This is a genomic window from Thioalkalivibrio sp. HK1 (genome assembly GCA_000583135.1).
Taxonomy (GTDB): Bacteria; Pseudomonadota; Gammaproteobacteria; order HK1; family HK1; genus HK1.
Genome location: JFBG01000071.1, coordinates 1 through 11,851 on the forward strand (window position 1 = coordinate 1; position 11,851 = coordinate 11,851).

Sequence of the window (11,851 nt, forward strand, 5' to 3'; positions counted from 1 at the left end):
AGGAGATCGCCTTTCGCGCCGGTCTTCGGGTCGAGCGAGGCGATATCCTGCTTCGCCTCGACGATGATATCGAACGCGCCAATCTGAACGAGGCCAGGGCCCGGCTGCGCGAAGCCCGCGCCGCGCTCGAGCGGGCCCGGGCTTTGCAGCGATCGAGCGCCACGAGCGAATCGGTGATCGGCGACTTGGTGGCGGCGTTGGCCGCGGCGCAGGCCGGCCACGACCGCAGCGAGCGCAGGCTGAGCGATCGCACCATCACCGCTCCCTTTGCGGGCATCGTCGGCCTCACCGACTTCGAACGAGGCGCGCAGGTCGATAGCGGCGATGCGATCACCACCCTCGACGATCTGGCGACCGTCGAGATCGTCTTCTCCCTTCCCGAAAGGCTCTACGGCCGCATCGCGCCGGGCAAGCAGGTCGAGGCGAGCGCGAGCGCCTTCCCGGGCCGGACCTTCAGCGGCGAAATCGCCCTCATCGACAGCCGCGTGAATCCGGTATCGCGCGCCTTTCAAGCCCGCGCCGTCATCGCCAACCCCGACTACCTCCTGCCCGCAGGCATGTTCATGCACCTGACCATCGCGCTCGATGGCCGCCGCGGCCTCGTCGTCCCCGAGGAATCCGTCGTCGTCGAGGGATCGCAAGCCCATGTCTTCGTGGTCCAGACCGATAGCGAACGATCCCTCGCAAGGCGCCGGGGCGTGATCTTGGGACAACGCTCCTTCGGGGATATCGAGATCGTCGACGGTGTCGCCGAGGGCGAGGCGGTGGTGGTGCGCGGCGTCCAGAAGGTGCGAGACGGCCGCCCGGTGCGCATCGCGAAACCGCGCTTAGGGGAGGGCGAAGCGGCCGAGGGCGCCGAATCATGAGCCCCTCCGACCTGTCGATCCGGCGGCCGGTTCTGGCCCTCGTCGCCTGCCTGCTGATCGTCGTCTTCGGAATCGCCTCGCTGCTCACGCTGCCGGTGCGCGAACTCCCCGATGTGGATGCCGCCGTGGTCACCGTCGTCACCACCTACACCGGGGCGGCCCCGCAGATCATCGACACCGACATCACCGAGATCGTGGAGAGTTCGGTCTCCGGGGTGTCGGGGATCAAGACCATCTCCTCCGAGAGCCGGCGCGGACGCAGCCGGACGGTCATCGAATTCGAGAGCGGCCGCGATATCGACGAAGCGGCCAACGACATCCGCGATGCCGTCGGGCGCATCCGCGCGAACCTGCCCGGGGATGCGAGCGAGCCGCGGGTCGTCAAATCCGACAGCGACGCCGATCCGGTGATGCGCTTGGCGGTAACTTCCGACCGCCACCCTCCGGAAGCGATCACCGATTTCGCCGAGCGCTTCGTCATCGACCGCCTATCCACCCTCGAGGGGGTCGCCTCCGTCGACGTGCGGGGCGAACGCCGCTACGCCATCCGCATCCACCTCGATCGGCGAGCGCTTGCGGCCCGCAACCTCACCGTGACCGATGTCGAGGCCGCGATCCGGCGCAACAATATCGAGCTCCCGGCGGGCGAAATCACATCGAGACAACGCATGCTCGATATCCGCTTGGAGAGCCGCCTGACAACGCCGGAGCAGTTCCGCGATATCTCGCTGGGCACGATCGACGGATATCCCGTGCGCATCGGCGATGTGGCGAGGGTCGAACGCGGCGTCGAGGACGAAAACACCATCGTGCGCGCCAACGGCCGCCCTGCGGTCGGCCTGCAGGTCATCCGCCAAAGCCAGTCCAATACGATGGCGATCTCGCGCGCGGTGAGGGCCGAAATCGAAGCGATGCAATCGATCCTGCCCGAGGGGATGGAGATCCTCGTCGGCTCCGACGATGCCCTGTTCATTTCCTCCTCGATCCGGGAGGTCCTGATTGCGCTGGGGATCTCGCTTTTGCTCGTGATCGCCGTCATCCATGCCTTCTTGCGCTCGATTCGCGCCACCTTGGTGCCTGCGATCACGATCCCCGTGGCCCTGATCGGCTGCCTTTCGCTGGTCGCGGCCTTCGGTTTTTCGATCAACGTGCTCACCCTGCTGGCGCTGCTGCTGGCCATCGGCTTGGTCGTGGACGATGCCATCGTGGTGCTGGAGAATATCCAGCGCCGCGCCGACGGCGGCGAATCGGCGCTCGTGGCCGCGGTGCGCGGCACCCGGCAGGTCACCTTCGCCGTACTCGCCACCTCGATCACCTTGATCGCCGTCTTCGTGCCGATCTCCTTCCTCGGCGGTCAGGTCGGCCGCCTGTTCAGCGAATTCGGCATGGTATTGGCGGGGGCGGTGGTGATCTCGACCTTCGTCGCCCTCACCCTGTGCCCGATGATCGCCTCGCGGATCGTGCGCTCCGGCCGCAAGGACAAGGCCCCGGCGACGAAGAGCCAAGCGGCGATACCGATGGGCGCGATCGGCCGCGCTTATCGATGGGCTCTGGCCAAGGCGATCACCATGCCGCTGCTCGTCATCGCCCTGTCGATGGCCTTCGTCGGTGGCGCCGGCGGCCTCTACGAGAGCCTGCCGCGCGAACTCGCCCCGAGGGAGGATCGCGGCGTGGCCTTCGTTCCGATCTCCGCCCCCCAAGGGGCGACCGTCGCCTATACCGACGAACAGGTTCGTCTCATCGAAAGCGCATTGGCGGCGCAGATCGAAATCGGCAATATCGATACGGTCTACTCCTTGGTCGGCTGGGGCAACCGACCCTACCGCGCCTTCGTCGTGATGCGCCTGGCCCCGTGGGAAGATCGCGATGCGAGCCAAGCCGCCATCGTCAACGCCGTGCAACCCGCAGCCCGCGGGCTGGCCGGGGCCCGCGCCGGGGTCGCAAGCCCGACGGGGCTGGGGCTGCGGGGCAGTTCGAGCCCGCTACGGGTGGTCGTCGGCGGACCCGATTTCGAATTGGTGAAGCGGTGGGCTGCGGCCCTGCTCGACCATGCCCGGAACAACGAAGGGCTGATCAACCCCCAGATCGACTACGAGGAGAACCAACCCCAGCTCGACCTGCGGCTGGATCGGAGCGTCGCCGGGGACTTGGAGATTCCGGCGGAGACCGTGGCCCGGACATTGCAGACCATGTTCGCCTCCCGCGAGATCACCCGATATATCGATCGGGGTCGCGAATACCCCGTCATCATGCAGGCCCAGCGCAGCGACCGGCGGACCCCGACGGATATCTCGAATGTCTTCGTGCGCACCGGCGATGGTCGCGCGCTGGTGCCCTTGGGGGCGATGGTCAGCGCTACCGAGCGGGCCGCGGCGCCCGAATTGCGGCGCACGGATCGCCTGCCCTCGATCACCATCCGAGCCGGACTCGCCCCCGACTACGCGCTGGGCGACGCCATCGCCTATATGGAAGCGGGCGCGGCCGATATCCTGCCCGAGGGGGCGCGGCTGGGCTATTCCGGTCAGTCGGCGGCCTTCAAGGACACCTCCGGCAACACCATGAAGGTCTTCTTGTTGGCGCTGTTGATCGTCTTTTTGGTGCTGGCGGCCCAGTTCGAGAGCTTCATCCACCCGCTGGTGATCATGCTCTCGGTGCCGCTGGCCGTCGCCGGGGCGATCTATGCGCTCTTCGCCGCCGGGCTTTCGCTCAATGTCTACAGCCAGATCGGCATCGTGCTGCTGATCGGGCTGATGGCCAAGAACGGCATCTTGATCGTCGAGTTCGCCAATCAGCTCCGCGACCGGGGAATGGAGGTGCGAAAGGCCGTTCTCGAGGCCTCGATATTGCGCTTTCGCCCGATCTTGATGACGGTGATCTCGACCACCTTGGGCGCGGTGCCACTGGTGCTGGCATCGGGAGCGGGGGCCGAAAGCCGCATCGCCATCGGCTCGGTGATCGTCGGCGGATTGGGGGCGGCGCTGGTGCTGACCCTCTTCCTGACCCCGGTGCTCTACGATTTGCTGGCGGGATTCACCAAGCCCCGCTCCACCATCGAGCGAGCGCTGGAGCGAGAACTGGCCGAGAGCGCACCGGCGTCGAGCGCCGCCGACGGCCACCGAGACGATCCCCGATCCGCTGCATGACGATGTCCCGCCGGGCGCCGGGCAACGACAATCCCCATCGGACTTACAAGGCGGCGTCGAGACGAAATCCCGGGCACCCTCATCGCAGGCCAAGGGCTTGCCGACCTGCGATCCTCCCGAAGACGGTGCCGATGGCCATGCCGAAGCCGGCGAGATAGCCCTCGCCCAAAACCGAGCCGGCCATGCTCTCCCCCGCCGCCAGAAGGTTATCCATCGGGCGACCGAAGATCGAACATCTCGCTCGATCATCGACTTCGAGACCGTGATAGGTGAAGGTCACCCCCGTCCTCAGTTCGTAGGCGAAAAAAGGCGGGCTGTCGATTCGGCGCGCCCAGTTGGATTTCGGCGGATCGATCCCGGTGGTGCGAAGCCCGTCCAATGCCCCGGGATCGAAATTCGATTCATCCGGACAAGCGGCATTGAATCGCCCCACCGTCGAAAGCAATCGCTCCTTGGGCAGACCCGTTTTTTCCGCCAACTCCTCGATGCTTTGCGCCCGGATCGGAGGAAATACCGAGGGCATGAAAAGGCCGATCGCTCGCGAATCGATGATGGCATAGCCCACCTGCTGTGGCTGCGCCGCCACCAAACGACCCCAAACGGCATAGCGCTTGGGCCAAATATCCTCCCCCTCGTCATAAAAACGCTGGGCATCGCGATTGACGACGATGGAAAAGGGCACGCAATCCAGGCGAGTGACGATGCCGCCATCGAATGCCGGAGCCCGACCGTCGATGGCCACCGCATGGCATTGGGTGGGATCGCCGATGCCATCGACCCCTTGCTCCAAGAGATCCGCCAGCACCATCCCGCGATTCCAAGGGGTGCCGCGAATCAGAAAATTCCTCGCCGCCGGCCCCCATGCCCGGGCCAACCAATCGATATCCGCCTGAAATCCGCCGGAGGCGACCACCACCGATTCCGGAACGATGCGATGGATATCCCCCGTCGGTGGACCGCCCGGTTCGGCGCTTTTCGCATAGTCGATCCGGATGATCCGCCCGGATTCGATCTCCAAGTGTCTGACTTGGGCCTCATAACGAACCTCGACCCCGAGATCGTGCGCATGGCGATAAAGGGCATTGAGCAGGGCCTTGCCCCCGCCCAGAAAAAAAGCGTTGGTGCGCGAAAGGGAAAGAGCGCCGGATAGCGAGGGCTGGAAAAACACCCCCCGATCCTCCAACCACGAAGGGCAATCTTGCGACGCTCGAATCACCGCCCGAGCCAGATGCTCGTCGATCCGCCCACTGCTGACCTGCCTCAGATCGGCGATATATTCCTCTTCGTCATAACGCCCGAGCAGCACCCCCGACGGGCTCGGGTGCATGCATCGAATATTGCGGGTGTGGCGCGAATTGCCGCCCCTTAGGGCTTCGGGGGCGGCTTCGAGGATCAAGGCCTTGGCCCCGCCCTCGGCGGCGGTGATGGCGGCGCAAAGCGCGGCGTTGCCGCCGCCGATGATCACGATATCCGCTCGCTCGCTCACGCTCGTCGTCTCATCGAACGAAGGGGGCGGATCCCGAAGGATCCAGGCTCGATATCAAGGGTCGATCTCGCTTTCGAACAGGGTTTTTTCATCGTTCACTCATCTTGCGATATCGCTTCGACGGGCGCAAATACCCGTCGATCTTCGTCTTTTTTCGGATCCTAGTCGCCTCGCCCATCTTAGGGCAAAGGGGTAAAGGATATCCCTTGATGGTAGGATCCCCCTTTCTTCGACCCTCGGTCGCTTTCGAATGCCCTTTTTCGAAGCCCTTGCTCTTGGGTTTTCGGGGGACTTTTCGACCAAGCGGTCGGCAAATCGAAAACCCTTATCTCAACCGTGCTTTTTGCGCACCGTGCATCTTGCACATCATCGGCGAAGAGGATCGGCATCATGCTTCGGCGTTTCTTTCAACTGGCAACCATCTTGGGCACACTGATGACAGCGATCAATGTCAATGCGGAAAATCCCCGGGTTTTCTTCGATATCGAAATCAACGGAGAAAGCGCCGGACGCATCGTTTTCGAGCTCCACAAGGATATCGTGCCGAAGACCGCGGAGAACTTTCGCCGCCTCGCCATCGGCGAGCCCGATGTGGGTGGCTACAAGGGTTCGAAATTCCACCGCGTCATCAAGGATTTCATGATCCAAGGCGGCGATTTCGACCGGGGCGACGGCACCGGCGGCAAGTCGATCTACGGCGCCCGCTTCGAAGACGAAAACTTCGAATCGCGCCACACCGGACCGGGGCTGCTCTCGATGGCCAATGCCGGTCCGAATACCAACGGCTCGCAGTTCTTCATCACCACCGTCCCCACTCCCTGGCTCGATGGAAAGCATGTCGTCTTCGGGGAGGTCGTGGAGGGGATGGATGTGGTCAAGGCCATCGAATCCGAGAGGAACAACGCGGCGGTCATCGTCGATTCCGGCGAGATTTGAGGATCCACCCGCCCTGAGATTCGATAGCGCCTCGTATAAAAAGCGAAAAGGCGGCATCTCCTATCGCTAGGATGTGCCGCCTTTTTCTTTTTATCCAACCCCGATCATCGATGGATTCCCGAAGCGAAGGCGAGCATCGTCTATCGCCGGCCAATGCGATCGAAAAAGGGCGGATCCGGATTCGAGGAGGCGCCATGAGGCAAGAGCGAAACGAGGGCGGCGATATCGGGATCGGGGATCCGAGGATAAGCGATCCTTGCGCCCGCTACGAAGGCCGCATCGAATTCACCATCGTCCTCGTCGATGATCGGCGAGCGATCGCCCAGATGCCCGTCCAACCGGGAATCCTCAACCCCTTCGGCACCGTACACGCCGGCGCCACCCTTTGGTTCGCCGATGTCACCGCAACCCATCTGGTGCTCGAGGGCCGCAATCCGAGCCAAGGGATGAAGGGCTTCCCCTTGGCCATCAGTCTCAATGCCCACCTCATCGGCAACCGCACCGAGGGATCGTTTCACGCCGAAGCGGTCTATATCCGCCGCGGCCGCCGCGTCAGCGTCGTTCGCACTCGGATAAAGGGCGACGACGGCGGCCTGATCGCGGAAATCACCACCAGCCATATCCAAGCGACATGAGAGCCTCGATAGCGCTCTTGAAAGCCCTGCCTCGAAAAGCCTAAGACTCGAAAAGCCCTGACCCGATGAACGAGCGCGCCGACAAGGCCGAAGAAAAGGTCTTTTGCATCGGATTTCATAAAACCGGAACCACCAGTTTGGCCGAGGCATTGAGAACGCTCGGCTATCGGGTGACCGGACCCAACGGGGCGCACGATCCGCAGATAAGGAACAATGTCCTTCGTTTGGTCGATGAGTTGGTGCCTTTATACGACGCCTTTCAGGATAATCCCTGGCCCATCGTCTACCTCGAACTCGACAAGCGATATCCGGGCAGCAAATTCATCCTGACGGTACGGGATCCCGAATCCTGGATCGAAAGCCAGGTCGGATACTTCGGGGATCGAAGCACACCCATGCGCGAATGGATCTACGGTGCGGGATGCCCCTCGGGGAACGAGGATATCTATCTAAGACGCTATCTGGCGCATAACGAGGAGGTTCTGGAATATTTCCGGGATCGACCGCAGGACATGATCTGTCTTGATATCCCCGCCGGAGACGGATGGGAAAAACTCTGCGCATTCCTGGGCAAGGAGATTCCGGACCGTCCTTTCCCCCATCGCAATCGAAAAAGCGACTTGGATCCCACACCGCCTGGGAGGTAAAGACCATCGAACATGGACGATCTGCGCTTCTTGGGCGCTCGATCCATGGCGGGAGAGCGAATCCTCGCTATTCGTTGGCCGATAAAAAACCCAACGATATCGTCGATGAATGCGATATCGGACATCGATATCGGATCGATCTCGATGAGCCGGCGACCCCCCCTATCAACCCACCCGATGGGCCTCCAAGGCATCGAGATCGAAGCGGATTCCATGCCCCGGCCTGGACGGGGCGAGGGCGAAGCCGTCCCGGATCGTCAAGGGCTCGCAGATGAATCGCTCCAAGCCGAATCCATGCACCTCCAAGAAAGACGCATTGGATACCGCCGCCAGCAGATGCACGTGGATATCGTGCACCCCATGGCTGGTCACCGGCAAGGAATTCGATTGCGCCAGATGCGCCACCTTCATCCACGGGGTGATACCGCCCAAGGTGGCGGCATCCGGCTCGGGGAAATCGACCCCTCCCGAACGGATCAGGTATTCGAACTCATGCAGCGAGTGAAGATTCTCGCCGGAGGCGATCGCAATCCCCCCTTCGCGCGCCACCCGTCCATGACCATCGATATCGTCGGGGATGACCGGCTCTTCGAGCCAATGGAGATCGGCGGGGGCCAGCCGCCGCGCCGCCCGGATCGCTTGATCGACCGACCAGCGCATATTGGCATCGGCCATCAGCGGGAAATCAGGCCCCAAGCACTCGCGCATCGCCATCGCCCGCTCGACATCCTCGGCGATGCGCTCTCTTCCCACCTTCATCTTGATCGCGCGAAAGCCTGCTTGCTTGAACCCTTGGGCCTGTTCGAGCAGGGCGTCGATCGTGAAATCCAGATCGATCCCCCCGGCGTAGGCCCTCACACGATGATCCACACCCCCCATCAACTGCCATAGCGGCAGCCCGGCCCGTCGACCTTTTAGATCCCAAAGCGCGATATCCAAAGCGGCGATCGCAAAGGAAGCGATACCGCCTCGACCGACGAAATGGACCCGCCACCACATCTTGTGCCAGTTGCCTTCGGTGGCCAAAGGATCGGCGTCGATCAAAACCCGGGCGAGATCGTCGGCGATCATCGAGGCGATGGCCCCGGTGCCGATATCCCCCACGCTGTAGGTATAGCCCAGCCCTCGATCCCCATCGTCGCTATGGACCTCGGCCATCACCAATCCGAAATCGCGCATCTCACCATGGGTGGAGTCGGAGAGAACCACCGGCAGCGGAATGCGATAGCGACGGGTCTCGATGCGGCAGATCCGGCTTCGGTCCATCGAGCGAGTCTCATCGAAAGGTGTTTGTTGCATCATGTTCTTTTCCACCCCTTGCATCGGATTTCGGTTGGATTTCGAATCGGATTTCGGATCGCCCGGAAATTCCTCGCCCCGATCGCCTATCGGACCTCGAGTCGGATCTCGACAAGGCTAAGCCAGAGGCATCGAGCCTTGGAAGAGTATCCGGTCTTTTCTTTTCGAACGATGCCCGAACGATCATCGATGGTCTGCGGCATACTTCGATCCCGTCGATCCCTTGCTTGCCGACCCCCTGTTTGCCGAAGAGCCGGGATCGACGAAAATAAAATGCCGACCACCATCGACCTTGTATCGGCGACCTTGTATCGGCGACCTTGTATCGGCGACTCGTATCGGCGACTCGTATCGTCGAGGCGAGAAAGGGGCGGCGGCAGCGAAGCGGTCTTCGGGGACGATTCGCCGGCGGTCACCCAAGGCCTTGAAACCCCTCTTTCGCCCTTGATATCCGTGGCTTTGCGAACTTCGGGAGATCTGCGAATATGACATCGGATCGCTATGATGTGGTCATCATCGGCGGCGGCGTCACCGGCTGCTCCACCGCCGTCTTTCTCGGCTCGGAACCGGGTTTCGACGGCAAGGTGCTGATCGTCGAGCGCGATCCCACATACCAAGACGCCCCCTCGGCCAAGGCCTCCGGTGGATTCCGCCAGCAATTCTCGATCCCCGAGAATATCTCGATGGGCCTGTTCGGTATCCACTTCATCAAGCACCTCGACGAATACCTATCCGTCGACGACTCGAAACCGGATGTGGCATTTAGAGAAAGCGGCTACTTGCTGCTCGCCGACGAGCAGGCCCTCCCGACGATGCGATCGAGCAACGATCGGCAGCGCAAGATGGGGGCGGATATCGCCTTTCGAAGGATCGACGAACTCGAAGAGCGATTCCCGTGGCTGACCCTCGAAGGTCTCGTCGGGGGCTTTCTCAGCAACGGCAACGAGGGCCATGTCGATCCCTGGCTGCTACTGCAAGCCTATCGCACCAAAGCGAAGGCCTTGGGAGTCGATTTCGTCAAGGACGAGGCCGTGGCCTTGCATCAAGAAGGAGACAGGATCGTCTCCGTGGAACTTGCAAAAGGGGGCGAGATCGCCTGCCAAACGGTGGTCAATGCCGCCGGGGCCGCCGGAGCGGGGGAGATCTGCAAGGATTTGGGGATCGAGCTTCCGGTCGAGCCCCGCAAGCGCTGCACTTTCGTCTTCGAATGCCGGGAGGATATCGGCCCCACCCCCTTCACCATCACCGAAAAGGGGCTCGCATTCCGCTCCGACGGCAAACGCTTCATCGCCAACCTCGCACCGCCGGCGGATCGAGACCCCCCCACCTTGGATCTCGAGGTCGATTACTCGTATTTCGATGACTCGATCTGGCCGGAGCTGGCAAGGCGAGTACCGGCCTTCGAAGCCATCCGACTCACCGGCGCTTGGTGCTGCCATTACGACTACAACACCCTGGATCAAAATCTGATCGTCGGGCGCACCCCTTGGTTCGAGAATTTCTATCTCGCCGCCGGATTTTCCGGTCACGGATTGCAGCAATCCCCGGCGGTGGGGAGGGCTTTGAGCGAACTCATCACTTACGGGGAATACCGCACCATCGATCTCGAACGCTTCGGCTATGAACGGATAGTGAAATCCGAGGCGTTGATGGAGCGAAACTGCTATTGACGATCAAGGGATCGAGGGGCCTTGCCCGTGTTCGTGAATCTTTTTAAGGAATCCTTGCCAGCGCCCCTTCCAGGTCCCGGATGATATCTCGGGCATCCTCGATCCCGACCGAAAGCCGCACCAATCCATCGGAAAGACCCCGCGCTCGGCGTTCGGCGCTCGGAACATCGACATGGGTCATCGTCGCCGGATGGGTGATCATGCTCTCCACCGCCCCCAAACTCTCGGCCAAGCGAACGAGCGATAGCCCGTTCATCAATATCCGCCCGGACTCGATCCCCCCGGCAAGCTCGAAACTCAACATACCGCTAAAACCCGACATCCCCTTGCAAGCCAGCGCATACTGAGGATGCGAAGGCAGCCCGGGCCAGAGCACGCGCTCGACCTTGGGGTGTCCTTGCAAGAACTCCGCCACCGCCTGCGCATTCTCCGAATGCCGGGACATCCGAAGATGGAGGGTTCTGGTCCCCAACAGGGTCAGCCAGCAATCGATGGGGCTGGGCACCGCCCCGACCACCTTTTGGATGAATCGCAACTGCTTGGCGAGATCGTCGCAGGAAGTGATCAACACCCCGCCGACCACATGATTGTGCCCGCTCAAGTATTTGGTGGTGCTGTGCATCACGATATCCGCCCCCATCTCCAGCGGTCGCAGATACATCGGGGTGGCGAAGGTCGAATCCACCGCAAGGATGATCCCCGCTTCCCGGGCGATGGCGGCCATGGCCTCGACATCGGTCAGCGTCAACAAGGGATTGGAAGGGGTCTCGATCCACAAAATCCGCGTATTCGGGCGCAGAGCCTTTCGCACCGCCTGCGGGGAGGCGCTATCGACATAATCGATATCGATCCCGCCTTTGGCGAGGATGCGTTCGAAATAGCGAAACACCCCGCCGTAGACATCCTTGGAGCTCACGACATGATCGCCCGGCACGAGCCTGCGAAAGATGGCGTCCACCGCGGCCATTCCGCTGCCGAAGAGCACCCCGTGCCGCCCGCCGTCGAGGGCCGCCAAATGCTCTTCGAGGATTTGACGCGTGGGATTCGCCGCCCGGGTGTAATCGAAACCCTTGTCGCGCCCGACCTCCTCGGGGACGAAGGTCGTGCTTTGATAGATCGGCGGGAGAATCGCACCGGCCGCCGAATCCGGCTCGATGCCGGCATGAACC

General features: G+C 62.3%; 9 protein-coding genes. 6 read left to right on the top strand and 3 right to left on the bottom strand.

Annotated features, from left to right (window positions below; all coding sequences use genetic code 11):
- On the top strand, positions 1 to 866 hold an 866-nt coding region (locus tag BF99_RS0116440; protein ID WP_025771906.1), incomplete at its 5' end, for an efflux RND transporter periplasmic adaptor subunit.
- Positions 863 to 4,009: an efflux RND transporter permease subunit gene (locus BF99_RS0116445; RefSeq protein WP_025771907.1), complete on the top strand. Its 3,147-nt coding sequence runs from the start codon at positions 863 to 865 to the stop codon at positions 4,007 to 4,009. The genes BF99_RS0116440 and BF99_RS0116445, both read left to right, overlap by 4 nt.
- Before the next feature lie 79 nt (positions 4,010 to 4,088).
- Here the strand turns inward: BF99_RS0116445 and tcuA are convergent, their stop codons facing one another.
- Positions 4,089 to 5,495, bottom strand: a complete 1,407-nt coding sequence (gene tcuA, locus BF99_RS0116450; protein ID WP_025771909.1) for an FAD-dependent tricarballylate dehydrogenase TcuA — start codon at positions 5,493 to 5,495, stop codon at positions 4,089 to 4,091.
- Positions 5,496 to 5,885: 390 nt separating this feature from the next.
- Here tcuA and BF99_RS0116460 point away from each other — a divergent pair, with 390 nt between their 5' ends.
- From BF99_RS0116460 to BF99_RS0116470, 3 genes are all read left to right on the top strand, one after another.
- Positions 5,886 to 6,431 carry a peptidylprolyl isomerase gene (locus tag BF99_RS0116460; protein ID WP_025771911.1) on the top strand — a complete coding sequence of 182 codons (546 nt, stop codon included), beginning with the start codon at positions 5,886 to 5,888 and terminating at the stop codon, positions 6,429 to 6,431.
- A gap of 194 nt (positions 6,432 to 6,625) precedes the next feature.
- Positions 6,626 to 7,066 carry a PaaI family thioesterase gene (locus tag BF99_RS21305; protein ID WP_156013405.1) on the top strand — a complete coding sequence of 147 codons (441 nt, stop codon included), beginning with the start codon at positions 6,626 to 6,628 and terminating at the stop codon, positions 7,064 to 7,066.
- Between the two features lie 65 nt (positions 7,067 to 7,131).
- Positions 7,132 to 7,713, top strand: coding sequence for a sulfotransferase family protein (locus tag BF99_RS0116470; RefSeq protein ID WP_025771914.1), 582 nt, complete (start codon positions 7,132 to 7,134; stop codon positions 7,711 to 7,713).
- 165 nt (positions 7,714 to 7,878) lie between these two features.
- Here the strand turns inward: BF99_RS0116470 and BF99_RS0116480 are convergent, their stop codons facing one another.
- A complete protein-coding gene (locus BF99_RS0116480; protein WP_231471423.1) occupies positions 7,879 to 9,012 on the bottom strand; it encodes a mandelate racemase/muconate lactonizing enzyme family protein in 1,134 nt (377 codons plus the stop codon).
- A gap of 485 nt (positions 9,013 to 9,497) precedes the next feature.
- On the opposite strand from BF99_RS0116480, the gene BF99_RS0116490 reads away from it, so the two are divergent.
- Positions 9,498 to 10,682, top strand: a complete 1,185-nt coding sequence (locus tag BF99_RS0116490) for an NAD(P)/FAD-dependent oxidoreductase (protein WP_025771917.1) — start codon at positions 9,498 to 9,500, stop codon at positions 10,680 to 10,682.
- Positions 10,683 to 10,725: 43 nt separating this feature from the next.
- Here the strand turns inward: BF99_RS0116490 and BF99_RS0116495 are convergent.
- Positions 10,726 to 11,851, bottom strand: a 1,126-nt coding sequence (locus BF99_RS0116495; RefSeq protein WP_025771919.1) for a trans-sulfuration enzyme family protein, incomplete at its 5' end; no start/stop codon positions are given.

Bases quoted from the DNA above. Each gene is read 5' to 3' on its own strand.
- BF99_RS0116445 (WP_025771907.1), top strand. From the start codon at position 863: ATGAGCCCCTCCGACCTGTCGATCCGGCGGCCGGTTCTGGCCCTCGTC.
- BF99_RS0116460 (WP_025771911.1), top strand. From the start codon at position 5,886: ATGCTTCGGCGTTTCTTTCAACTGGCAACCATCTTGGGCACACTGATG.
- BF99_RS21305 (WP_156013405.1), top strand. From the start codon at position 6,626: ATGAGGCAAGAGCGAAACGAGGGCGGCGATATCGGGATCGGGGATCCG.
- BF99_RS0116470 (WP_025771914.1), top strand. From the start codon at position 7,132: ATGAACGAGCGCGCCGACAAGGCCGAAGAAAAGGTCTTTTGCATCGGA.
- BF99_RS0116480 (WP_231471423.1), bottom strand. From the start codon at position 9,012: ATGCAACAAACACCTTTCGATGAGACTCGCTCGATGGACCGAAGCCGG.
- BF99_RS0116490 (WP_025771917.1), top strand. From the start codon at position 9,498: ATGACATCGGATCGCTATGATGTGGTCATCATCGGCGGCGGCGTCACC.